The 21,865-nt window shown below is 56.9% G+C and carries 27 protein-coding genes; 8 read left to right on the top strand and 19 right to left on the bottom strand.

Translation table 11 applies throughout. The annotated features are described in order from the left end of the window. Positions 1-80: 80 nt before the first annotated feature. From ACO6TI_RS04290 to ACO6TI_RS04265, 6 genes are all read right to left on the bottom strand, one after another. Entirely contained in the window at positions 81-1,583 is a 1,503-nt protein-coding gene (locus ACO6TI_RS04290; protein ID WP_422384414.1) for a class I adenylate-forming enzyme family protein, read from the bottom strand. A 5-nt stretch (positions 1,584-1,588) separates the two neighbouring features. Continuing rightward, entirely contained in the window at positions 1,589-2,470 is an 882-nt protein-coding gene (locus ACO6TI_RS04285; RefSeq protein WP_055115651.1) for a 3-hydroxybutyryl-CoA dehydrogenase, read from the bottom strand. Between the two features lie 137 nt (positions 2,471-2,607). Next, complete coding sequence (locus tag ACO6TI_RS04280) at positions 2,608-3,540, bottom strand: electron transfer flavoprotein subunit alpha/FixB family protein (RefSeq protein ID WP_055115116.1); 933 nt, start codon at positions 3,538-3,540, stop codon at positions 2,608-2,610. 24 nt (positions 3,541-3,564) lie between these two features. Beyond that, positions 3,565-4,314 carry an electron transfer flavoprotein subunit beta/FixA family protein gene (locus ACO6TI_RS04275; protein ID WP_029062809.1) on the bottom strand — a complete coding sequence of 250 codons (750 nt, stop codon included), beginning with the start codon at positions 4,312-4,314 and terminating at the stop codon, positions 3,565-3,567. A gap of 278 nt (positions 4,315-4,592) precedes the next feature. Further along, positions 4,593-5,297 carry a hypothetical protein gene (locus ACO6TI_RS04270; RefSeq protein ID WP_104703243.1) on the bottom strand — a complete coding sequence of 235 codons (705 nt, stop codon included), beginning with the start codon at positions 5,295-5,297 and terminating at the stop codon, positions 4,593-4,595. Then, positions 5,294-5,890 carry an RNA polymerase sigma factor gene (locus ACO6TI_RS04265; RefSeq protein ID WP_209003633.1) on the bottom strand — a complete coding sequence of 199 codons (597 nt, stop codon included), beginning with the start codon at positions 5,888-5,890 and terminating at the stop codon, positions 5,294-5,296. Before ACO6TI_RS04265 ends, ACO6TI_RS04270 begins: the two co-directional genes overlap by 4 nt. Positions 5,891-6,010: 120 nt before the next feature. On the opposite strand from ACO6TI_RS04265, the gene ACO6TI_RS04260 reads away from it, so the two are divergent. After that, the gene (locus ACO6TI_RS04260; RefSeq protein ID WP_422384413.1) at positions 6,011-6,490 is read left to right on the top strand and encodes a hypothetical protein; all 480 of its coding nucleotides are present in this window, start codon (positions 6,011-6,013) and stop codon (positions 6,488-6,490) included. A gap of 20 nt (positions 6,491-6,510) precedes the next feature. After that, positions 6,511-6,900 (top strand): RT0821/Lpp0805 family surface protein, encoded by a 390-nt coding sequence (locus ACO6TI_RS04255; protein WP_209004682.1) that lies wholly within the window; start codon positions 6,511-6,513, stop codon positions 6,898-6,900. On the opposite strand, the gene ACO6TI_RS04250 is transcribed toward ACO6TI_RS04255, so the two are convergent. The 5 genes from ACO6TI_RS04250 to ACO6TI_RS04230 form a co-directional block, all read right to left on the bottom strand. Further along, positions 6,901-7,602 (bottom strand): rhomboid family intramembrane serine protease, encoded by a 702-nt coding sequence (locus tag ACO6TI_RS04250; protein ID WP_196900187.1) that lies wholly within the window; start codon positions 7,600-7,602, stop codon positions 6,901-6,903. 36 nt (positions 7,603-7,638) lie between these two features. Further along, a complete protein-coding gene (locus ACO6TI_RS04245) occupies positions 7,639-8,214 on the bottom strand; it encodes a cob(I)yrinic acid a,c-diamide adenosyltransferase (protein ID WP_055115106.1) in 576 nt (191 codons plus the stop codon). Between the two features lie 38 nt (positions 8,215-8,252). Beyond that, a complete protein-coding gene (locus ACO6TI_RS04240; protein ID WP_055115104.1) occupies positions 8,253-8,450 on the bottom strand; it encodes a twin transmembrane helix small protein in 198 nt (65 codons plus the stop codon). A gap of 45 nt (positions 8,451-8,495) precedes the next feature. Then, a complete protein-coding gene (locus ACO6TI_RS04235) occupies positions 8,496-9,368 on the bottom strand; it encodes an SDR family NAD(P)-dependent oxidoreductase (protein ID WP_196900189.1) in 873 nt (290 codons plus the stop codon). Between the two features lie 69 nt (positions 9,369-9,437). Then, a complete protein-coding gene (locus ACO6TI_RS04230) occupies positions 9,438-10,676 on the bottom strand; it encodes a ubiquinone biosynthesis hydroxylase (protein WP_422384412.1) in 1,239 nt (412 codons plus the stop codon). A gap of 128 nt (positions 10,677-10,804) precedes the next feature. Here ACO6TI_RS04230 and tesB point away from each other — a divergent pair, with 128 nt between their 5' ends. After that, positions 10,805-11,671 (top strand): acyl-CoA thioesterase II, encoded by an 867-nt coding sequence (gene tesB / locus ACO6TI_RS04225; RefSeq protein ID WP_196900190.1) that lies wholly within the window; start codon positions 10,805-10,807, stop codon positions 11,669-11,671. 25 nt (positions 11,672-11,696) lie between these two features. On the opposite strand, the gene ACO6TI_RS04220 is transcribed toward tesB, so the two are convergent. The 5 genes from ACO6TI_RS04220 to gloB all read right to left on the bottom strand — a co-directional run bounded on the left by ACO6TI_RS04220 (position 11,697) and on the right by gloB (position 14,372). Continuing rightward, a complete protein-coding gene (locus tag ACO6TI_RS04220) occupies positions 11,697-12,224 on the bottom strand; it encodes a DUF6653 family protein (RefSeq protein ID WP_422384411.1) in 528 nt (175 codons plus the stop codon). A gap of 91 nt (positions 12,225-12,315) precedes the next feature. Further along, a complete protein-coding gene (locus ACO6TI_RS04215; RefSeq protein ID WP_144435962.1) occupies positions 12,316-12,753 on the bottom strand; it encodes a hypothetical protein in 438 nt (145 codons plus the stop codon). Next, entirely contained in the window at positions 12,750-13,196 is a 447-nt protein-coding gene (locus ACO6TI_RS04210; RefSeq protein ID WP_104703250.1) for a cupin domain-containing protein, read from the bottom strand. The genes ACO6TI_RS04215 and ACO6TI_RS04210 overlap by 4 nt, the downstream gene beginning before the upstream one ends. A 54-nt stretch (positions 13,197-13,250) precedes the next feature. Continuing rightward, on the bottom strand, positions 13,251-13,466 hold the full coding sequence (locus tag ACO6TI_RS04205) for a hypothetical protein (RefSeq protein ID WP_082442506.1): 216 nt from the start codon (positions 13,464-13,466) through the stop codon (positions 13,251-13,253). 123 nt (positions 13,467-13,589) lie between these two features. Further along, positions 13,590-14,372 (bottom strand): hydroxyacylglutathione hydrolase, encoded by a 783-nt coding sequence (gene gloB, locus ACO6TI_RS04200; protein ID WP_055115647.1) that lies wholly within the window; start codon positions 14,370-14,372, stop codon positions 13,590-13,592. Between the two features lie 149 nt (positions 14,373-14,521). Here gloB and ACO6TI_RS04195 point away from each other — a divergent pair, with 149 nt between their 5' ends. Beyond that, positions 14,522-15,322, top strand: a complete 801-nt coding sequence (locus tag ACO6TI_RS04195; protein WP_055115092.1) for a class I SAM-dependent methyltransferase — start codon at positions 14,522-14,524, stop codon at positions 15,320-15,322. A gap of 113 nt (positions 15,323-15,435) precedes the next feature. Here ACO6TI_RS04195 and metW read toward each other — a convergent pair whose 3' ends face one another. After that, a complete protein-coding gene (gene metW / locus ACO6TI_RS04190; protein WP_196877918.1) occupies positions 15,436-16,068 on the bottom strand; it encodes a methionine biosynthesis protein MetW in 633 nt (210 codons plus the stop codon). Position 16,069: 1 nt separating this feature from the next. Next, positions 16,070-17,272, bottom strand: coding sequence for a homoserine O-acetyltransferase MetX (gene metX, locus ACO6TI_RS04185; protein ID WP_196916799.1), 1,203 nt, complete (start codon positions 17,270-17,272; stop codon positions 16,070-16,072). Positions 17,273-17,499: 227 nt separating this feature from the next. On the opposite strand from metX, the gene ACO6TI_RS04180 reads away from it, so the two are divergent. The 4 genes from ACO6TI_RS04180 to ACO6TI_RS04165 are packed head-to-tail and all read left to right on the top strand — an operon-like array spanning position 17,500 to position 20,815. Continuing rightward, positions 17,500-18,360, top strand: a complete 861-nt coding sequence (locus ACO6TI_RS04180; protein ID WP_422384410.1) for a chorismate mutase — start codon at positions 17,500-17,502, stop codon at positions 18,358-18,360. Then, positions 18,357-19,493: a histidinol-phosphate transaminase gene (hisC, locus tag ACO6TI_RS04175; protein ID WP_422384409.1), complete on the top strand. Its 1,137-nt coding sequence runs from the start codon at positions 18,357-18,359 to the stop codon at positions 19,491-19,493. Before ACO6TI_RS04180 ends, hisC begins: the two co-directional genes overlap by 4 nt. A gap of 17 nt (positions 19,494-19,510) precedes the next feature. Continuing rightward, on the top strand, positions 19,511-20,449 hold the full coding sequence (locus ACO6TI_RS04170) for a prephenate/arogenate dehydrogenase family protein (RefSeq protein ID WP_281926805.1): 939 nt from the start codon (positions 19,511-19,513) through the stop codon (positions 20,447-20,449). A 21-nt stretch (positions 20,450-20,470) separates the two neighbouring features. After that, positions 20,471-20,815 (top strand): hypothetical protein, encoded by a 345-nt coding sequence (locus ACO6TI_RS04165; protein ID WP_422384408.1) that lies wholly within the window; start codon positions 20,471-20,473, stop codon positions 20,813-20,815. On the opposite strand, the gene ACO6TI_RS04160 is transcribed toward ACO6TI_RS04165, so the two are convergent. Continuing rightward, positions 20,810-21,715, bottom strand: coding sequence for a polyprenyl synthetase family protein (locus ACO6TI_RS04160; protein WP_422385291.1), 906 nt, complete (start codon positions 21,713-21,715; stop codon positions 20,810-20,812). The genes ACO6TI_RS04165 and ACO6TI_RS04160 overlap by 6 nt on opposite strands. Positions 21,716-21,865 lie beyond the last annotated feature (150 nt).

Below are 21,865 nucleotides of genomic sequence, written 5' to 3'. Positions count from 1 at the left end.
GAGCTCCCAATATCGTCCCCGACATTAGCTCTCTGCGCTTAAGCAAGCGTTAACAGATATTTATTGGTCTTGTTAAATGTTTAAGCTCCATCCTCAACTGTCCTTGCAAGGGCCTTGCGCCGAACCTTGCCAGACGGAGTGCGAGGTAGTTGGTCGAGGATCTTGTACAATTTTGGCCGCTTGTAGTCTGCAAGATGTCGCGAAGTGTGGACGGAAAGCGCTTCTTCGTCGAACTCCGCCGGATCGCGTGGCACGACAAAGGCGGTGATCAGGCTGACGCCCGGCCGCACTTCCAGTTCGGTGACGGCGACTTCATGCACATCGGGGTGCGCCGTCAAAACCCGTTCCACTTCTTCGGGCGCAACACGATAGCCGAAGGCGTTCATCAGGTCGTCAGCACGCCCGTCATACCAATAGTAACCATCGGCGTCCTCCCGCATCCGGTCGCCTGTCAGAAACCAGTCTCCGCGAAAAGCTGCCTTGGTTTCATCCGGCCGATTCCAGTAACCAAGCATCAGCCCGGGTTCATCCCTGTGAACGCATAGCAAACCCGGTTCATCGACCCCGGCCGGGCTCAGGGCACCATCCCGATCGTTCAAAAGAGCAACCTTGCGCCCGTGTTGCGGTTTCCCGGTTGCACCCGGTTTCACCGGGACACCCGGACCGCTGGACAGATAAGTCGAGATTTCGCTCATACCGAGGGCTTCGTACAACTCACGGCCTGTCCGGTCTTTCCAGTCGCGGTAAAGTGCGGCGGGAAGGCCTTCTCCCGCGGTCAGGCCGTGCCGCAATGCTGGAAAGGAAGTGTGCGAGATATCTGAATATTTCAGGATTCGGCGGTAAAGGCTCGGAACCGCGGCAAACAGGGTTGCCCGGCTGGTTTGGAGTAGATCAGGCCACACGGATGGATCGCGCGGACCCTGGTAGATGACACTTGTCGCACCCCTGATCCATGGGTCGATCAGTCCGACGGTCAGCGTGTAGCTCCAGTTGAACGCGCCGGCATGCAACAGGCGGTCATCGGCTTCCAGTCCCAGCCAGCCCGAATGCGCAGGCAATCGCGCCCGGGCGGTTCGCTGGGCATGCAGCACTCCCTTAGGCACGCCGCTGGTCCCGGATGTATAGATCAGATATGCCGGATCATCTGGCCCGGTATCTGCAAACTCACCTGCCCGGAACGTCTTGAGTTCCCTGATCCCCTCCGGTCCCAGAAAAGGAACTGTGCCGTCTTCAGGCAAAACCGCTTCCCTGTCGTGAATGACAAGGCTTGCACCGCTGTCTGCAAGAATTCCGGCCGTCTCGGCTGCAGTCAGTTGATCGGAGGTCGGGACGGGAACAAAACCGCCGGCAATCGCACCGAAATACATCAACGGAAAATCGCTGCTGTGCCCAATCCTGAGCAGGATCCTGTCACCGGTTGCAAGGCCCGAGGACCTCAGGCCACAAGCAACTGAAAGAACTGTGCCGGTCAGCTGGCCATAGGACCATGTTTCGCGTATTGCGCCGCCCGGCCCGACGACTTCCAGTGCGGTCTTGCCGGGATCCGCATCGGCATTCGTCAGGCAGTAGCGGGCGAGGTTCATGCACCTTACCGGGTTGGAACCGGGATCTCGCCGCGATAGTCGTAAAATCCGCGCTGAGTCTTGCGTCCGAGCCAGCCGGCCTCGACATATTTCACCAACAAGGGACAAGGTCTGTACTTGGTGTCTGCGAGGCCTTCATAAAGCACCTGCATGATCGACAGGCAGGTGTCGAGACCGATGAAATCGGCCAACTGAAGAGGACCCATGGGGTGATTTGCACCAAGGCGCATGGCCTTGTCGATGGATTCGACAGACCCGACACCCTCATAGAGCGTATAGATTGCCTCGTTGATCATCGGCAGCAGAATGCGGTTGACCATGAATGCCGGAAAATCCTCGGCAACGGCAACTTGCTTGCCGAGCCGATCGCAGAAGCCCCTGGAAGCTTCAAATGTCTCGTCTTCCGTTGCTATGCCTCGGACCAGTTCGACCAACTCCATGAGCGGAACCGGATTCATGAAATGAATACCGATGAACCGTTCCGGACGGTCCGTCGTGGCCGCAAGCCGGGTGATGGAAATCGACGAGGTATTGGTTGCCAGAATGGCTTCCGGTTTCAATATCGGGCACAGTTGCGCGAAAATCTTTCGCTTGACCTGCTCGTTTTCCACTGCGGACTCGATTACAAGGTCCGCGTCGGCAAGAAGATCGAGCTCTTCCACAGGCTTGATACGGTCAAGCGCTGCTGCCCGTTGGTCTTCGGTTATCAGGGACTTGCCGACCTGACGGGCCATATAGCCGTTGATCGAGGCGAGCCCGGATTCGATCCGCTCCATCGAAATGTCGCTCAGTCCGACGTCGTAGCCGGCAAGTGCGCACACATGTGCGATGCCGCTACCCATCTGGCCTGACCCAATCACGCCGATTTTTTTGATTTCGACTGCCATCCTGAACTTCCGTGTATGAGAAACACCCCGGCGGACCGGGTTGTGGCTATTTTTGGCAAGTCTTGAGCCGAACAGCAAGAACCCCGGAGCGAAAACTCGCATTCACCCCGGGGTCCGTGATCAATTTGCCGCAGGTATTACTCCACGGCAGCCTTCAAATCGGGCAGAACCTCGAACAGATCGGCAACAAGGCCATAGTCGGCAACCTGGAAGATTGGTGCCTCCTCGTCCTTGTTGATTGCCACGATGACCTTGGAGTCCTTCATGCCGGCAAGGTGCTGAATTGCACCGGAAATGCCGCAGGCGATGTAAAGATCCGGTGCCACCACCTTGCCGGTTTGGCCGACCTGCCAGTCATTGGGTGCGTACCCGGCATCGACCGCTGCGCGGGACGCTCCGACTGCCGCGCCGAGTGCGTCGGCAACCGGCATGATGACTTCCTGGAACTTTTCTTCCGAGCCGAGTGCGCGGCCACCGGAAATGATGATTTTTGCCGAGGTAAGCTCCGGACGATCGGATTTCGACAATTCTTCGCCAACAAATTCCGACAGACCTGTCCCATCCGTACCGGCCACATTTTCGATGGCAGCGGAACCGCCTTCTTCTGCAGCGGCAAATGTCGACGTACGAACGGTGATGACCTTTTTCGGATCACCAGACTTGACCGTCTGCATCGCGTTGCCGGCATAGATAGGACGCTCGAAGGTTTCCGCATCAATCACGGCCGTGACATCGGAGATCTGCATGACGTCGAGAAGTGCGGCAACACGCGGCAGCGTGTTTTTGCCGTTTGACGTTGCCGGCGCGACGATCGCATCATAATCACCGGCCATACCAACAATGAGATCGGCAGTCGGTTCTGCAAGCTGATGCTCCAAGGCGTCGCTCTCCGCGACCAGAACCTTTGCGACACCGCTCAGTTTGGCGGCTTCTTCCGCGACACCCTGGATGCCCTTGCCGGTGACCAGTACGTGTACGTCAGACCCGAGCGCAACGGCTGCAGTCAGAGCTTTCGACGTCGCATCGTTCAAAGCACCACCGGCGTGTTCAGCCACAAGAAGTGTTGTCATTTTCTTTCCTCCTGCGACGGGTCCTTAAAGGACGCCGGCCTCGTTTTTCAGTTTGTCGACCAGTTCGGTTACCGAAGCCACCTTGATACCGGCCTCGCGCGCAGGCGGTTCTGTCGTCGTGACAACAGTAAGCCGCGGCGTGATATCGACACCGAAATCCTCGGGGGTCTTCTCGTCGATCGGCTTCTTCTTGGCCTTCATGATATTGGGAAGCGATGCATACCGGGGCTCATTCAGACGAAGGTCGGTCGTGACGATCATCGGCAGCTTCAACTTGACGGTCTGCAATCCACCGTCAACTTCGCGAACGACGTCCGCCGTTTCGTCACCAAGCTCGATGTTGGAAGCAAAGGTTCCCTGGCTCCAGCCCAGAAGGGCGGCCAGCATCTGACCTGTCTGGTTGCAATCGTCGTCGATCGCCTGCTTGCCGACGATAACAAGACCCGGCTCCTCGGCTTCGACAATGGCCTTCAGAATTTTCGCGACCGCCAGCGGCTCGGTGATTTCATCCGTTTTGACAAGGATACCCCGGTCCGCACCCATGGCGAGGCCTGTACGCAGGGTTTCGGTTGCCTGCTGCGGTCCGACGGACACGACGATAACTTCGCTCGCCTTGCCGGCTTCCCTGAGTCTGAGAGCCTCTTCCACGGAGATTTCGTCAAATGGATTCATGGACATCTTGACGTTTGCAAGATCGACGCCAGACCCATCCGGCTTGACACGGACTTTAACGTTGTAGTCGATGACCCGCTTCACGGGCACAAGGATTTTCATTTTGGTCTCAACCTCTTCCTGGGCGGTTTTCACCGCACCGCAGTAACCGGCGCACCCGCTGAAGTGACTTGATGTCACAAACCGCGGAAACTAGCCAATAGTGGCGCATGGCGCGGGACGGTACTTACCGGCAGGGCGGCTGTCAATTGCGCGATAGGGTGTAACGTCGAAATTTGCCGGGCTTGGAAAAACATGCGTCGCAATGATGATAGTTCGCAATGCAGCATTGCGGCGGAACATCGCCCGCCGCGCCCGTGTTTCAAATGAAAACGGATTGGTCAGATTCCGGTGTCGGCACCTTGCGGCTCGAACTTGTCGGAGACCGGTTCAGCAAAAACCGTCGTCCACGTGCCGTTTTCGTCCCTGCACGCAGTGCCCCTGATCGTCAGGTCAAGATTGCCGAAATTCGACTGTCTGGTGTATTCACGGCACCAGTGCCCGCTTTTGCTTTTATATGTCTTGATTGGTGTGAGCACGTCCGTCCAGGCACCGTCCTGGCCGATATAGACGGGTTCACCGCTGACGCGGGTCTCAAGGGCCTCCTGCACGGTCTGGGTAAGCAGAATACGTTCGGTCTCCATATGAGCCGCGAGCGAGGCAACGGCAGTGTCCATGCGGTTCTGCATCCAGAAAGCAGTGAACATGAAGGTCCCTGCGACCAGAACCACGGCTGCGGCAATCTGAACCATCGGGCTCGACCAGAATGGCTGAGATCGCGGGACTTGCCCACCATCGAGCTTGCCGAACTCGCGGTCTATAACGTCGCGAAACCGGGCCATGCTTTCATCGGGAATGTCGGCAGGAAGCGCCCTTTGCAACAGCGCATTGTCCTCCGCCAGCAATCGCATGAGGTGATCGCCCTCGCCGGTTTCGTTGATTTCATTCAAAAGATCGACACGTTCTTCCCGGCATCCTTCGCCGTCCAGAATCCTGCCGATGTTTTCTGCAAGCAGTATTTGCTCGCGTTTTTCGTCAAATGTCATGACATACCTCCTGGCATGCTGCGCAATGCGACCCCTGGTGCCGTGTCTTTTGCTTCCAGAAATTCTCTCAGTTTCAAACGTGCGCGGGCGAGTCGGCTGGTGACTGTGCCGATCGGAACTCCGAGTTCTTCTGCTACGTCCTTGTAGCTCTGTCCTTCAATGGCAATTTTCAAAAGGACTTCCCGATTGTCCTCTTCAAGTTGCCCGATGAACGATTGAACCTTCTGCAATTCCAGACTGCTGGCAGCCGCTTTCGCGCCGTCGTAGCTTTCTTCAAAGTCCATCATTGCCAAATCAAACAAACGGGCCCGGTTTGCCCCGTCCCTTACAGTATTAAAATATAGATTTTGCAGGATACGAAACATCCAGCTGTCGAGACGCGTAGCGGGGTCGAACTGATCCAGTGACCGAATCGCACGCTCGCACGTCGTCTGAACCAAATCATCCGCCTGATCCGGATTCCGGCACAGTCTCAATGCAAAACTCCTCAATTTAGGGAGCAAACGGATCATCTCCGTTTTCAGTGCTTCATCAGACAAGAAGTTCTCCGCAAAACCGCTCTCAGAGGGACAACACGCAAACTGATCTTTCAATCCCGACTTTTTTTGATTTATGCTGCGGAAGAAGTGAGACCACCGCGTGTTATGTGTGCGAGGGGAAAAACCGTTCCTGCGCTTAGTCACCATAGCAAATTGCCGAAAAGCTGAAACCCAATGAAACACGCCCGTCAGAATTCATTGCAAGACCGCCTCTCTGCGATGTTCCGCATTCTGCCGGGTGTTGCGGCCTCGGCGGTGGTGTTCTCTCTCGTCTTCTTCAGCCCCTTGTTTGACTGGAAGGACTCCATCGCTGCGGCTGCGCAATCGGGAGAAGGCGGCGGCGGCGGCGGCAAAAGCAGCGGCGGCGGAAGCAACGGCGGCGGTGGCGGCGGTGGTGACACCGGAGGACGAGGCGGCGGCGACGGCAGTTCCGGCGGCGGCAGCGGTGGTGAGAGCGATACGTCCAATCGGCAAAAGAAAGCCCCGTCAAATTCCAATGGAAATTCGAATGAATCTGCCTCAGAAAAGTCTAGATCTGACGGTCTGATGGAGCGTATATTTGGGGGCCCCGCGTTTGGGGGCGACAGTGAGCCTTCCGGCGGCGCTTTGTCCAGAAGCGAAGAAAGGGAGGCGATCCAAAGCGGCTGGCGATAGATCCAAGAGGCGGGATCAACTTGGGAAATTACGGTAATCTGCTCCCTGCAAGGGTCGTGCTTGCAGCAGCATGTTTGGCGGCGGCACCTGCATGCACGATGGTGTCCACACAGGATCAGTCTGAGCCACTTGTCCCTTCCGTATCGACGACACTGGAAACAACCGATCGCTCAATGGCGAACGAGAAACTGCAGCTGGCTTTGGAAAAGTCGCTTTCAGGCGAAGCGACGCGCTGGCAAAACCCGATAAGCGGGGTAAAGGGATCCGTGACACCGCTTAAGACGTGGAAAACGACCGAGGGTACCTACTGTCGGTCCTACAGTGAAAAAATAATTCTTTCGTCCGGAAAATCACTCAACCGCGAGGGTGTCGCCTGCCGCGCAGAAAATGCCGTCTGGAAATCCGCCTGATTACCCGGTTGGGTCCAGATTTCTGTCGAATAGAGGCACGCCTTTACGGCGAAAGAATACAATCAGGATGGCACCTGCAACCAAGCCCCCGACATGGGCAATCCAGGCAACCTGACTGTCCTCGGCAACAATTGCATTGAATATCTGATAGACAATCCACGCGCCGAGGAGCCATTGTGCCGTCAGGCGCAGCGGGATACGCCCGAAGGCCAGCACCCAGACCTTGACCCGCGGATGCAGCATCAAATAAGCCGCAACGACACCTGAAACCGCTCCCGATGCACCTATCAGCGGGGTGTCCGAATTCAGGTCCAGAACCGCGTAGGCCAATCCAGCTATGACAGCACACACCAGGTAGAAAACAAGATACCGAAAATGCCCCATGGCATCTTCGACATTGTCGCCGAACACCCACAGGAACAGCATATTGCCGATCAGATGCATGAAGCTGCCGTGCAGGAATGCGTAACTGATCAGCGACATCCAGTCCGGCAATACCTGAAACTGGGGCGCCAGGTCCCGGATATCAAACAAGACAACTGGAATCAGTCCGTGGGAAATTGAAGAGGCACCAACCGCCTGCAGCTCTCCGGCACCCTGAAAACCCAGAAAAATGACCACGTTAACGGCTATGAGTGCAAGATTCACATACGGTCGCGGTACGTGATCCAGCTGATTTTGATCATGAAGCGGAATAAACATTCAACAATCGGTCTCCCACGGATGCCGGAACAGGGTCTATCGGTTCTGGCCAGGCACCCACAGAACGTCTTGTTCGCCCTTTTCATTCAAAAAGCGGGAAGCGACAAAGAAGTAATCCGATAACCGGTTCATGTACCGTATTGCTGCCGGGTTGATCTTTTCATTGGGGGCCAGTTCCACCATCAGCCGTTCCGCACGGCGGGAGACGGTACGCGCCAGGTGGAGATGAGCAGAAGCGCCGCTTCCCCCCGGCAGCACAAATGATCTTAAAGGTGTCAGCTCGGAATTGAGATCATCGATCGCGGTCTCGAGCGCGGTCACCTGACTGTCTGTGATGCGGAGTGGCTCGTATCCGAGATCCTGGTCGGTCTCCGGTGTTGCAAGATCGGCACCAAGGTCGAAAAGGTCGTTTTGAATCCGGCCCAGCACCAGATCTACTTCGGGCGCAGATCCCGACGTATGCAGCCTGACAAGACCGACAACGGCATTGGTTTCATCCACAGTCCCGTAGGCATCGATCCTCAGGTCGTTTTTCGGGCGCCTCTCACCTGTTCCCAACGCGGTTGTGCCGTCATCACCGGTCTTGGTATAAATCTTGTTCAGGACAACCATGTTGTTCCGTTTCTCCCGTTACTGCCTGTTCGAACGCGCTATTGGCCGGAGCCGAAGAAATACAGGCCACCCATAACCAGTACAATTACCAGAAACTGCAATCCGACGCGCCAACGCATCAGCATCTGCGAGCGATTCGCCGGGCCGTTCCGGAACATGTTCCAGATGCCGAGAAAGAGCACAATCGCCACGGCCGCCATGCCGACCGGAATGAGAATATTGAAGAGTTCAGCCATGTCTTTTCCCTGTCAGACCAACATCTTGCGGCAAGGTGTTATTTGTTATTCTTCCGCGTCAGCAGCTTTTATGCAAAACCGGTCGAGAAGACCGGTGGAAAGCATCCGCTTCGCGACTGCCATGACTGTGGTCGGCACCGTGACATGATACCGCGCTTTAGGTCGTTTGGCTTCCACAGCATGAATGAGCCGTTTCACAACCGCGTTCGCTGGCAATTTGAACGGTCCGGGTTCTCCTGCCTCCATGCGTACCCGCCGCTTCAGATAGGTCTCACGGAATATCGAGGAATTCAGTCCGTCTTCACCGATCCATCGATCAAAATTGGCGAGTGCGTTCTGCGTGAACCGGGTGTCGATCGGGCCCGGCTCAATGAGCGAAACATGCAGACCGCTTCCCTTGAGCTCCTGCCGCAAGGTGTCTGTATACGCCTCCAGCGCGAATTTGGATGCGGTATATGCGCCGCGGAATTTGAGTGCCACGAACCCGAGTACCGAAGAACACTGAACGATTCGTCCCGACTTGTTCGACCGCATCGCCGGGATTAGGCGCCGCGTCAGGTCGTGCCAGCCGAAAAAATTGGCTTCAAACAGGGTCCTGAGAGCGTCAGGAGGAATATCCTCAAGAGCGCCCGGAATGGCATAGGCGCCATTGTTGAAGACGGCGTCCAGCCTTCCGTCGGTCAGGTTCAGGACTGCATCCGCTGTTTGACGAATGCTCTCGGGATCCTCGTAGTCCAGCCGGAAAGCTTCGAACCCCTGGGAGGAAAGCCGGTCGATGTCTTCCTGTTTTCGAGCTGTTGGAAACACCCGCCAGTTCCGGCCACGCAGGATATGCGCCGCTTCGGCACCAATTCCTGAAGAACACCCGGTAATCAGGATGGAACGGGGTGCGGTGTAACCCTCGGGCTTTTCATTCATTCAAGGCAGATCCAGTCGCATTGAAACCTCGGCAGGTGGCTTGCGCCACAGCTGACATGGCAAGTCCTATCAGATTGGCTCCCCGGAAAGCAATTTCGGTACAGGTCCTGCAAACCCCGCGGCTTCCTTGATGAACTGGCTTTTCAGTCCCGGCATTCTATCCACCAGTCCGAGGCCAAAATCACGAACCGCCCGAAGAACGTCGCTGTCGTTTGAAAACAGGCGATTGAGCACATCTGTCACGACCCCCATCTGGAATGTGTCGAAGCGCCGCCAGCGCTGATATCTTTCCAGAACATCAAATGCGCCAAGGTCCTGCCCGAGACGGCGCGCATCGATCAGAACTTCTGCTAGTGCGGCAACATCCTTGAAACCAAGGTTGAGTCCCTGGCCGGCAATCGGGTGAATGCCGTGCGCTGCGTCGCCGATCAGCGCAAATCTGGGTTTGACGAAATCGCGCGCGAGTTTCAGGCCAAGAGGGTACGCCCGTCGCGGGCCCGCTACTTCGAGGGTTCCCAGATGATGACCGAACCGGCGTTCAAGTTCGAGTTCGAATGTGAAATCGTCCGACTTCACCAAACGGTCCGCATCCAGTGTTTTCTCGGTCCAGACGAGAGACGACCGGTTGTCCGGCAAGGGCAGGATCGCAAACGGGCCAGCTGGAAGAAAGTGCTCTTCCGCCCTGCCGCCATGTGGTCGCTCGTGCTTGACCGTGGTCACGATTCCCGACTGGCCGTAGTCCCAGTTGACCGTGCGGATTCCGGCCAGATCCCGCAGTTTCGACCGGACGCCATCTGCCGCGACCAGCAGGCGCCCCTTCAACACCGCGCTGTCCGCCAGTTCGAGCTCGACATGGTCCGAAAGGGTGCGAAAGGTTTCGGCTGTTCCCGGGGCAAAGAAGGAAACGCCCAGAGATCTTGCAGCTTCATAGAGTGCCGGCATCATGATGCCGTTCGGCATCATGTGCGCGAATGGCTCGCCCTCGGCCGTCTCACCTCCGAATGTCAGAAAAACGGGGCGTACCGTGTCCCGCAGTTTGCTGTCTGTTACGATCATTTCGTTGATCGGCTGGGATTCGGCTTCGATCTGCTGCCAGATACCCAGCTGGGTCAGCATTCGGGACGCAGCTGCCGCGATCGCCGATGCCCGGGGATCCTTGTGAAGTTGATTCATTGGCTTGGGATCTACAACGGCGCATTTCAATCCGGGATCACCCTGTTTCAATGCCACTGCCAGAGACAGCCCGACATATCCGCCCCCTGCGATCAGGACATCAAACATGTCTGTGGTTTTCGTTTTCTTCGCCACCCGATTTCTCCTGGCCCCGGTTTCCCTAGAGGCATCTTGACTTTAACGTCAGGTCCCGTTCAAGAGTGCGCATCTGGATCGTCTTTTCCAGCGGCTTTTGAGCAGCACTTGTAACAGGGATCACGCCGATGAACACGGCCATCGACAACCTTCTGCAGATACTTGACCTGGAACCGCTGGAAAGCAATCTGTTCCGTGGTCGCAGCCCCCAGGTTGGCTGGCAACGTGTGTTTGGCGGACAGGTAATCGGCCAGGCGCTTGTCGCGGCGTCCCGCACGGTAGTCGAAGACCGCCACATTCATTCCCTTCACGGCTATTTCCTACGTCCGGGCGATCCTAAGGTTCCGATTATCTATGAAGTCGACCGGATTCGGGATGGCGGCAGCTTCACCACAAGGCGCGTGGTCGCCATACAGCACGGCGAGGCGATTTTCTCGATGTCCGCCTCTTTCCAATTGCTCGAAGAGGGGCTTGAGCATCAGATCGACATGCCCGACGTTCCCAAACCGGACGATTTGCCAAGTGATCGGGAAATGAAGGAAAAATTTCTGTCCGTCGCCCCGGAAAATGTCCGACGCTATTGGGAACGGGAGCGGCCGATCGAAATGCGACCCGTGGAACTCACTCATTATTTCAGCAAGAAACCACTGCCACCCGCGCAATATGTCTGGGTCCGGGCAACCGGAAAACTCCCGGACGATGAGCGCATACATCAGTGTGTTTTGGCATACGCATCAGACATGACGTTGCTTGACACATCGCTGTTTCCGCACGGAACCTCTGTCTTCAGTCCGAAAATTCAGGCTGCCAGTCTCGATCACGCAATGTGGTTTCATCGACCTTTCCGGGCAGATGAGTGGTTGCTCTATGCCACCGACAGCACATCCACGTCGGGCTCGCGCGGCATCAACAGAGGATCGCTCTTCTCCATGGATGGCAGGCTTGTCGCCTCGACAGCTCAGGAAGGCCTGATCAGGTTGCGCAAGAAGACCTGAGGCGGGCCGCTCTCGCGCATCTGCGTCAGAACGTTTTTGACCAGTCGGCATCGTCCCAGGCCTGATAGACAGGATGTGCGTCCTTGACGTCTTGCCAAAGCCAGGCCATCCGATCCACAAACCAGACTTTTGAAACCACCACGGCAAGCCAACTGGTCAAGGCCAGCCAGAACGCGGCTGAAACAATCCCCCAGATTGTCACGAGCAGAAAGAGACCGCCAAGTCCGCTCGTCAGATAGGCAAAGACAAGATGTTCGTGCGGAATGGGGACTGTCTTGCGATTCAGGAAGGCCCTCTCCCCCAGAACGCCACTGGCAGCCCAACTCTTCGCGCTTGAAGGCGCGGGAAAAAATCCGGGATTGATAAAGATCCACATCGATATGATGCCGATTGGCATCACTGACCACCAGCCGATCCAGTGGATACTCCAGATCGCCAGGAACAAGGGGAGGCTTGATGCGATGCGCGTATAAACGCTCCATGGATTCGCATGCCGGCTCCACGTCCTGTCATCCATACGCATCAAGGATTCAGCGCCACGAAACAGGTCCAAGAAATGTCCTTTCAGATTGCGACCTCGACAGGCCTTTATCCTGGAATTCAAATCGAGCCGACCGAACAGTGAAAAAACCGCGCTGCGTGGCTTATTCGAATGTCTTGATCTGCTCCTTGTCGTCCGTTTTGTTCTCGCCTGCAAAACGTCCGGAGAAAAACCAGTAGATACCTCCAGCCACTATTCCGGCAGGTACCAGGAAAAGCGATTGAGTCAGTGTTTCCTGATCGAGCCGCTGTGTGAGGAGAGGAAAGAGAAGATAACCTAAGCCACTTGAGAACACGACGTAATAAAGGACGTTTTGTCTCGCACTGGCTTCGCACACCATGATGTAAAAAACAGATGGTAGAACCGTATACATAAAAATGAGTATGGAAATAAAAGCATAAATAATGACGATACTTGAATCCAGTTCTCTCGGGCCGCCGGTGTCCAGGAAATTCAGCGTCAGTGTGAACACCAGGCTCGAACAAAGCACGCTATAAAAATAGCCAAGAATGATTCGCCTTCTGAACAAGAGCCGCTTCACGATTGCGCCGGCTCCCAACCCTCCGGCGCCATCTTGAATCCGGCGAATTGAAAGCCGGGTGCAACGGTGCAGCCGACCAGCGTCCAGGCACCCAGCGACCGTGCCTGTTGCCAGCCATGGCGCGGGACGATGCCCTGTGGGCGCGCACCGCTGACAAGGTCGTTTCCGAGTTTAAGCACCTGTTTCCTGTCCCCGTCGGGACTTATGGACAGTTCAAGTGGCGCACCCGCATACCAATGCCACGTTTCGACCGCGTCTACCTTGTGCCAACGCGACAGAACCCCCTCAGGAAGCAGGAAGTAGATCAGCGTCGAGGCCGCCCGGCCCTCCTGGTCGGTGACCTCGTCCCGAAATGTCTCGACATAGTAGCCTCCCTCAGGGTGAGGTTGCATCTTCAGAAGATCAACGACCTTGGCTGCGGTCAGGCTCGCGGAAACTGACATGACATCCGGTGTTTCTTTTTCAGGAAAGTGGGGAAGGGAAGCGCCGGTCTTCCCTCAGGACGGATTGGATTCAGAACAAAAAGCGAGATCGTCGATGGTTTCCCGCAAAGCGGCAACGACTTCCTCATAAAGGATCTGCATGTCCAGCTTGTGACCGCCGCCATCATTGACGGGGATCGGTTCAGCCTGGCTGACGATGCGGTGAACGACGTCCTGAGCGCGCTGTTCGGCAGTGCGTGAGATGGACGTAACAGTACTTGCGGGTGTCATGGATTCTGCCCCTACATGATCACAATGAAGTGCATATGGGGGCAGAAGCCGGCGTTTTAAGGTTTCGGATGCAGAAATCACCGGCGTAAATCGAACAGCTGAACGATCGGCAACGAATCGGTATCAGGCGTTGTCCTTGCGTGTGCGAATTTCGGAAAAAACCTCGACTGCTGGTTTGCCTTCCATGCCGAGGGCCTGTGCAACAGATGCCTCGGCGGCACGCAGAAACGGGTTGGTGGCCTTCTCCTGCGCCATCGTGGTGGGTAGGGTCGGCTCGCCGCGTGAACGCAGCTCCGCGACTTCCGCCGCGCGCGCCTTGAGATCACTGTTTCCCGGGTCGATGGTCAAGGCGAACTTCGCATTGGCTTCGGTATATTCGTGTCCACAGTAGATTACCGTGTCATCCGGCAGTTCGCGTCCCAGCTTTTCCAGGGACGACCACATCATTTCCTTGTCGCCTTCGAACACGCGCCCGCAGCCGAGCGAGAACAGGGTGTCTCCCGTGTGGGCCATCTTGATGTCGGGAATGTACCAGGAAATCTGATCAAGCGTGTGTCCCGGGGTTGCGATGGCCTTGATCCTGTAAGGCCCGCAAAGGATGTGATCGCCATCATCCACGGTTCGGTCAAGCTCCGGAATTTTCTGGCTGGATCTTGCCGGTCCGCAAACATTCGCGGTTGTTGCCTGTTTCAGTTCACCCAATCCCTGCACGTGATCCCAATGATGATGCGTGATGAGGATATGGGTCAGCTGCCAGCCTTTTTCTTTCAGCGCATTTTGACAGGTTGATGCATCCGGTACATCGAATGCGATTGTGGTGCCGCTGTCGCTGTCATGCATGAGCACGCCGAAATTATCGTTGAGACAGGGGAACTGGTAGATCTCGGTGGTGTCGCTCAAGGCCATGAAGAAGGATCCTGAAGTGATTGACTTGTTGTTCGCCACAGTGGCAAACAGGAAGCCGGAGGGCAAGACGGCAATGCCGGTGCTTTGGGTCCTCACGGAGGCAAACTCCGCCTCAGACCGTTTGGAACTCGTTTGCGGGTCGTGCCCTAATGTATCTCGACGTTGTCCATTTGCGTGCCTTTTACGATCTGCCTCTCGGACAGTTGCTCCGGAGCCTGATCGGAGCGCCGGTACAGGGCATGTGGCCGGAATTGAAGGGTCAACGGCTCCTGGGGCTCGGCTATGCAGGCCCCTTCATGCGTCCTTATCTCGATACCGCCGAACGCGCGATTGCAGCGATGCCCGCGCCGCAGGGGGCCGTGCCATGGCCGCGGGAGCGAGACAGTTCCTGCACACTGGTGGAAGATGCCGCCCTGCCGTTTCCGGACATTTCCTTCGATCGTCTCATGCTGGTGCATGCGCTTGACCACTGTTCGGACCCCGAAGCCGTCCTGAGGGAAGCCTGGCGTGTCCTGGCACCCGGTGGACGATTGATTGCCGTCGTGCCGAACCGGCGTGGCCTTTGGGCGCAGTCGGAGCTGTCGCCATTCGGTTACGGCCGGCCCTATTCCGGCGGTCAGTTGAAGGACCTGCTCAAGAGTTGCCAGTTCAATGTCCTGAGAGACAAGGAAGCTTTGTTCATGCCTCCGTTCAAGGCCCGCACAATCCTCCGTGCTGCCAGGACCTGGGAAGGGATCGGCAGGAAGATCTGGCCGGTTTTTGGTGGTGTACTGGTCGTGGAAGCGGAGAAAGTCGTTTTCCAGAGCCTGCCAGCCGACGGAAAACGCAGCCGCCTGCGGGTTCTTCGACCCGTCTTCATTCCGGAAGGTGTTGCAACCGGCCTGAAACCTGTCAGGGCGGTGCGTGCCCAGAATGGGCCATTTTCCAACGAGGCAGCAAAAGGGTCCTGAATGACTGACAGCGTTCAAACCGGCATTGACTCCGGTCCGCGCCGATCGCTTTGCCAATGGAGAAATGGAGGCGTGTTGCGCGCCAACAGACAAGCAAATTGATTTTTGCTGCCTTAACGCTTCAGCAGGAACACCGCCTGTTCGGCAACGATATTCCAGACCCACCAGGGCGCATTGACCGGGATCTTGTTGCCGCGACCGCTCAGGGCAATTGCCTTTTCGACGTCCGCGTCCAGCTCACGGCACAGTTCGACAAAATCCCTGAGCGAGCAGAAGTGAATGTTGGGCGTGTCGTACCATTCGTAAGGCAGGTACTTGGTCACCGGCATGCGCCCCCGGAAGAGCAGCTGCATCCGGTTGCGCCAATGGGCAAAATTCGGGATCGAGACCACCACCTGCTTGCCGATGCGCAGCAACTCACGCATGACCTTTTTCGGTTCGCGGGTCGCCTGCAGCGTCTGGCTCAGAATAACGACGTCGAAGGCATCGTTGGGATAATCCGCAAGATCCTTGTCGGCATCGCCCTGGATCACCGACAAGCCGCGCGCCACGCAGCGGTTCACACCGACCTGGCTGAGTTCGACGCCGCGCCCGTCGACCTGGCGCTGCCGCACCAGGTGATCGAGCAGGGCACCATCCTCGGAGCCGATGTCCAGCACGCGGGCGCCGATCGGAACAAGAGAGGCGACGACCCTGTGGTCGCCCCGAACTTCGCCGGCGCGGGTCTGTCTGGGAGCAAGGTTCATGTCAGGCCTTCTCCCCCGGCGCCGGAATGCCGCGCGCATGCGCGGCACCTGTCATGAACCCCTGAATGGTTTCGAACATTTCAGGCACGTCCAGCAGGAAGGAGTCATGACCGCGGTCGCTTTCGATCTCGACGAAGGAGACGTTCGCGGCCACTGCATTGAGCGCCTTGACAACGCGGCGGCTTTCCGAAGTCGGAAAGAGCCAGTCGGACGTGAAGGACATCACGCAGAACCGTGTCGCGGTTTTCTCGAAGGCGTTGGGCAGCACGCCGTCGAATTCCTGCGACAGGTCAAAGTAGTCCATGGCCCGGGTGACATAGAGATAGGAATTGGCGTCGAACCGGTCGACAAAGGTCATGCCCTGGTGACGCAGATAACTTTCGATCTGAAAATCGGCATCGAACCCGAAGGTCAGGTTTTCGCGATCCTGCAGATTGCGGCCAAACTTCTGATGAAGAGACTCGTCTGACATGTAGGTGACGTGTGCTGCCATGCGGGCAACCGCAAGACCTTTCGTCGGCCGGACATTGTCCCCGATGTAGTTGCCGCCACGCCAGTTGGGGTCAGCCATGATTGCCTGCCGCCCGACTTCGTGGAAGGCAATATTCTGAGACGTGTGCCGGGCGGCAGCCGCAATGGGAACAGCCGCGAAAACACGGTCGGGATAGCTTGCGGCCCATTGCAGAACCTGCATGCCGCCCATGGAGCCGCCGATTACAGCAAACAGTGTCTCGATGCCAAGATGGTCAACCAGCCTGGCCTGGGATCGAACCATGTCGCGGATTGTGATCACCGGGAGATCGAGACCATACGGCGTGCCTGTCGCAGGATTGATCGTTGCCGGACCGGTCGTGCCCAGGCACCCGCCGAGGACGTTGGCGCAAATGACAAAATAATGATCGGTGTCGATCGGTTTGCCGGGTCCGACCATCAGTTGCCACCAGCCCGGTTTGCCGGTGACGGGATTGGTCGACGCAACATACTGGTCGCCGGTCAGCGCGTGGCAGACGAGAATCGCATTCGATTTTTCGGCATTCAGCGTGCCGTAGGTCTCGTATGCAATCTGCCAGGGGCCGAGCCGGGTGCCCGAATCCAGTTCCAGCGGATCTTCCGCCTGAAAGCGCACAAGTCGGCTGGAAGGCGTTTCCGCTTCGTTCGCCTTCACGTCGTTGAGTGCTGCTGGAGTGTTGCTGTCAGCGGGCATGGTTCAATAGGGCGTTCTACTCGTTTTTCGAAGATACTCGGGCGGATCGAAACTAAGTGGTGCTGCAGGTACCGCAAATCCAGTCTCAATGTCCGGATCGGTGACTACGACCAGACTGGCGACCTAGCCGTGCCGGGCTTTCAGAGTCAATGATTTCTTTTGCGTTTGCGCGATCACATGCCTATGACTATGCGCCGCTGACCCTAAAACCAAGGCTGGATTTCCTTATGTCGCAATCACCGGACGGCGGGACGACAATTGCCGAATTGCGCAGGCGTGTTGACGAGATCGACATGCGGCTTCATCAGGCGCTCATGGAGCGAGCCGAAATCGAAGCTGTGATCCAGTCTGCAGTTGATCCGGCCGTCACCAGTGCGTCTTTCTTCGATCCGGAGCGGGATGCGGAAAGTGTCCGGCAGATGGTGGAACGACACGAGGGTGTTCTGCCGCTTGCAACGGTCGAGCACATCTGGCGTGACATCATCTGCGCGTGTACCAACTTGAAGGCGGAAGCCGTCATCTATCTTGATGGTGGCGCCGAGCTGATCGAGATGCTCGATCTGGCACGGTTCTATTTCGGATTTTCCGTCGAGCTGGATCCGTGCAGCGATGCGGCCGATGTCGTCGACGCAGTCGGACTGTCTGATGGAGCAATCGGCATTGTCGCGTTGAACGACCGGGCAGAGTTGCCCTGGTGGCGTGGCCTGAGCGACTCAGGCGCCCTTGTTAGGGCGCGGTTGCCGTTCGTCATGCAGGACGACAGGCCCTCAGATCTACCGGCGCTGGTACTTGCCAAGACCGGAAGCCTTGTCGACAACGCGGATGTAGCAGTTTATGACGCCCGCTGGTCCGATCTGCTGCCGGGCAAACTGATGGATCAGGGTATTGAAGTCCTCAGTTTCTTCCGTTCGGCAAACGGTGTCGACGCCCTGCTGGCGATTTCCGGCGAGCTGACAGAAGAAGATGTCCTGAAGGCCTGCACCGATGCAGGCGCCGAGCCGGATGTCTTGCGGCGGGTCGGTGGCTACGCAATACCGATCGACGGTGATGCAGGTGACGAATTTGGCGGCGGCGAGTCGCAAGGATGAACGAGATGACGAAATTGAAGGAACCTGACGTGACCAAATCGGATCGCCCCCTGCCGAAGGCCGGTGTTCTTGACATAGCGGCCTATGTTCCCGGCAAATCCAAGGGAACTCATGGGCAGACGCTGCACAAACTCTCGTCAAACGAAACACCGCTCGGTACGAGTTCCGCGGCGAAAGCCGCGATCGAGACGGTTGCGCAGAATCTGGAACTCTATCCGGATGGTGCTGCAAATGAACTACGTGATGCCATTGCCGAAACCTATGGCCTGCATCCGGACCGGATCATTTGCGGTGCCGGTTCGGACGAAATTCTGAGTTTTCTTGCCTACGCCTATCTCTCACCTGGCGATGAAGCGATCTATTCCGAGCATGGCTTCCTGATCTATGACATTGCCATCCGGGCAGCAGGCGCAACTCCGGTTGTTGCTCCGGAAACGGGCCTCAAGACCGATGTCGATGCAATCCTGGCCAGGGTGACAGACAAGACCAAGATAGTCTTTATCGCCAACCCGAACAATCCAACCGGCACTTATCTGCCGTTTGAGGAGGTCAAGCGCCTGCACGAGGGTCTCCCCGCGCATGTTCTATTGGTGCTCGATGCTGCCTACGGGGAATATGTGCGCAAGAACGACTATGAAAGCGGCATAGAACTGGCGGCAACAACCCAGAATGTTGTCATGACGCGGACCTTTTCGAAGATCTACGGTCTTGCAAATCTCCGGATTGGCTGGGGCTTCGGGCCTGCACACATCATTGACGCACTCAATCGTATTCGTGGACCGTTCAACGTTTCCGGCATGGCGATCGCGGCAGGGATTGCCGCCGTCAAGGACAGGGAATTCGTTACGCGGGCCGTGGAGCACAACGATGCCTGGCTGCCCTGGCTGACCGGGGAGCTGGAAAGGCTTGGTCTTCAGGTCACGCCGAGTGTCGGAAACTTTATTCTTGTGCATTTCCCGGATGAAGACGGCAAGCGCGCGGTCGATGCGGATGCCTATCTTCTTGAGCGCGGCTGTGTCTTGCGCCAGGTCGGTAACTACGGCCTGCCGAATGCATTGCGCATGACGGTTGGATCGGAACAGGCGAACCGGACTGTTCTCCAACATCTGAAAGAATTTCTGGGACAAGCCTGAAGGCAGAACGACAACACATGACTGGTGCTCCCCTTTTCAATCGAATGGCCCTGATCGGCATCGGCCTGATCGGATCTTCCCTTGCACAGGTTGCCCGGCAGCGGGGCCTGGTGAACGAGATTTCCATTTCCACCCGCTCTCCTGCAACATTGCAGCGGGCGGAAGAACTCGGCCTTGGGGATTACTACGCGCTTGATGCGGCTGCTGCCGTGGAAGACGCTGACCTTGTCATTCTGTGTGTTCCGGTGGGAGCCAACGAGGCAGTGGCCAAGTGGATTGCGCCTTCACTGAAAAAAGGCGCCATCCTGAGCGACGCAGGTTCGACAAAGGAGTCGGTGGTCGAGCAGGTAAGCCCGCATGTTCCGGACGGTGTGCATTTCATTCCCGGCCACCCGATCGCGGGAACGGAACACTCAGGCCCGGACGCGGGGTTTTCAACCCTGTTCGATCAGCGCTGGTGCATTCTGACACCGCCTGATGATGTTGATCAGGAAGCTCTTCAGAAGCTCAAGACATTTTGGGAGAGTTGCGGTTCCGACGTGGACCTGATGGAGCCAAAGCACCACGATCTGGTGCTGGCGATCGTCTCCCACCTGCCGCACCTGATCGCCTACAACATCGTCGGCACGGCCGACGACCTGGCCACGGTGACCAAGTCGCAGGTGATCAAGTACTCCGCTTCCGGTTTTCGAGACTTTACCCGTCTTGCGGCCTCCGATCCGACCATGTGGCGGGATGTCTGTCTCAACAACAAGGAAGCGATCCTGGAAATGCTGGCGCGGTTCTCTGAAGACCTGTCTGCCATGCAGAGGGCGATTCGCTGGGGGGATGGCGAAATGCTGTTCGATCTCTTTACCCGCACGAGAGGCATTCGCCGTTCGATCATCGAGGCAGGCCAAGAGACCGATGCGCCTGACTTCGGCCGTCACGTTGCGGGACATGATAGCAGTAACTAGACATACCGTGCGGACGATCTCGTGAAACAGGATTTTATTGTCGACCGGTTGAGGAAAGCGAGGCGCGTCGTTCCCGACTTTCTCCTTTCCGAAAAGCTGGTTGACGATCTGAATTCAGTTGAATTCGAGATTCCAAACGAAATGCATTTTGATTTGTATTTGTTACGTTTTCAGCAGCGGAACAAAGCTCAAGAATTATTCCCAGTGGCAAAGTCCATGGTTGATGACGATGTGATTGCGATATTGTACGAACCTGAAACCATTTCGATTCTGCAACTTCACGATTTTTCCTCAGGAGCGCTGGAACGCTCGCACACTTTCGACGAATTTGAAGACTGGTTGAAATTCAGACAAGAAGAGTCATGATTTTCTATTGACGATATAGTTTGCGATTGCCGACAGAGTCGTTTCGCGTCCCTCATAAACAGCCAGAAGAGTTTCGCTCTCGTTGAGCAGCTTGTTCAGTTCGGCGCGCGTTTTTTCCACACCCCACAGACCGACAAGCGTTGCCTTGCCTGCTTCGGCGTCCTTGCCCGTTGCCTTGCCCATTGCCTCGGGGTTCGATTCGACATCAAGAAGATCATCGGCCAACTGAAAGGCTAGACCGATCACGTCACCAAAGCGGCTCATCCGCTCCAGATCGGCGGCCGGTGCGCCGGCAAGGAATGCCCCGGCGCGGCAGGCATACCTAAGCAGGGAACCGGTCTTCATCGACTGGAGTGTCCGGATTTCCGCTTCCGACCGGTCCCTGTGCTCCGATTCAAGGTCGAGCATCTGCCCGCCGGCCATGCCGCCGATCCCGGCAGCGCGTGACAGTTCCCTGGACAGGCGCAGCCGGACAGCGGGGTCGTCATGAACATCTTCGTTTGCGATCACGTCAAAGGCGAGCGTCAGAAGGGCATCACCAGCCAGGATTGCGGTTGCTTCGTCGAAGGCCCTGTGTACCGTTGGCCGGCCGCGGCGCAAGTCGTCGTCGTCCATTGCCGGAAGATCGTCATGGACAAGCGAATAACAATGAACGAGTTCCAATGCGCTGGCAGCCAGCAGGACACCGTCGTCATCGCGTCCGAACAGTTTCGCGGTTTCCATGACAAGGATGGGCCGCAGGCGCTTTCCGCCATTCAGGGCCCCGTGACGCATGGCCGCGAGCAGGCGAGGAGGGCGCGCCATCTCCTCATCAAGCACCGCGTCGTTCAGGAGCTTGTCCAGAACTGTTTCGATTCGGCTGGCCTGTTTCGTCAGGTGCTGCTTCAAATCAAACGTCACGATGTACTCCAGGCTGTTTTTGCCGTCATTGTCCAGGGCACGATTCAATTGTAGATCCTATTTTGTCCGCGTACCGCAAGTTCCGGTTTCCCTGAAACCAATTCGCTGTATCGTCAAGACCGGATTTTGAAAAACTGACCAACTGGCTGT

It is taken from the genome of Roseibium album (assembly GCF_965233825.1).
GTDB classification, from domain to species: Bacteria; Pseudomonadota; Alphaproteobacteria; order Rhizobiales; family Stappiaceae; genus Roseibium; species Roseibium album.
The sequence above is the reverse complement of the archived record's forward strand: the minus strand, read 5'-3'. Positions and strand labels throughout refer to the sequence as shown.

Coding starts and splice junctions, on each gene's coding strand:
- ACO6TI_RS04290 (WP_422384414.1), bottom strand. CDS start 1,583: ATGAACCTCGCCCGCTACTGCCTGACGAATGCCGATGCGGATCCCGGC.
- ACO6TI_RS04285 (WP_055115651.1), bottom strand. CDS start 2,470: ATGGCAGTCGAAATCAAAAAAATCGGCGTGATTGGGTCAGGCCAGATG.
- ACO6TI_RS04280 (WP_055115116.1), bottom strand. CDS start 3,540: ATGACAACACTTCTTGTGGCTGAACACGCCGGTGGTGCTTTGAACGAT.
- ACO6TI_RS04275 (WP_029062809.1), bottom strand. CDS start 4,314: ATGAAAATCCTTGTGCCCGTGAAGCGGGTCATCGACTACAACGTTAAA.
- ACO6TI_RS04270 (WP_104703243.1), bottom strand. CDS start 5,297: ATGACATTTGACGAAAAACGCGAGCAAATACTGCTTGCAGAAAACATC.
- ACO6TI_RS04260 (WP_422384413.1), top strand. CDS start 6,011: ATGAAACACGCCCGTCAGAATTCATTGCAAGACCGCCTCTCTGCGATG.
- ACO6TI_RS04250 (WP_196900187.1), bottom strand. CDS start 7,602: ATGTTTATTCCGCTTCATGATCAAAATCAGCTGGATCACGTACCGCGA.
- ACO6TI_RS04245 (WP_055115106.1), bottom strand. CDS start 8,214: ATGGTTGTCCTGAACAAGATTTATACCAAGACCGGTGATGACGGCACA.
- ACO6TI_RS04240 (WP_055115104.1), bottom strand. CDS start 8,450: ATGGCTGAACTCTTCAATATTCTCATTCCGGTCGGCATGGCGGCCGTG.
- ACO6TI_RS04235 (WP_196900189.1), bottom strand. CDS start 9,368: ATGAATGAAAAGCCCGAGGGTTACACCGCACCCCGTTCCATCCTGATT.
- tesB (WP_196900190.1), top strand. CDS start 10,805: ATGAACACGGCCATCGACAACCTTCTGCAGATACTTGACCTGGAACCG.
- ACO6TI_RS04210 (WP_104703250.1), bottom strand. CDS start 13,196: ATGTCAGTTTCCGCGAGCCTGACCGCAGCCAAGGTCGTTGATCTTCTG.
- ACO6TI_RS04205 (WP_082442506.1), bottom strand. CDS start 13,466: ATGACACCCGCAAGTACTGTTACGTCCATCTCACGCACTGCCGAACAG.
- gloB (WP_055115647.1), bottom strand. CDS start 14,372: ATGGCCTTGAGCGACACCACCGAGATCTACCAGTTCCCCTGTCTCAAC.
- ACO6TI_RS04195 (WP_055115092.1), top strand. CDS start 14,522: ATGTATCTCGACGTTGTCCATTTGCGTGCCTTTTACGATCTGCCTCTC.
- metW (WP_196877918.1), bottom strand. CDS start 16,068: ATGAACCTTGCTCCCAGACAGACCCGCGCCGGCGAAGTTCGGGGCGAC.
- metX (WP_196916799.1), bottom strand. CDS start 17,272: ATGCCCGCTGACAGCAACACTCCAGCAGCACTCAACGACGTGAAGGCG.
- ACO6TI_RS04180 (WP_422384410.1), top strand. CDS start 17,500: ATGTCGCAATCACCGGACGGCGGGACGACAATTGCCGAATTGCGCAGG.
- hisC (WP_422384409.1), top strand. CDS start 18,357: ATGAACGAGATGACGAAATTGAAGGAACCTGACGTGACCAAATCGGAT.
- ACO6TI_RS04170 (WP_281926805.1), top strand. CDS start 19,511: ATGACTGGTGCTCCCCTTTTCAATCGAATGGCCCTGATCGGCATCGGC.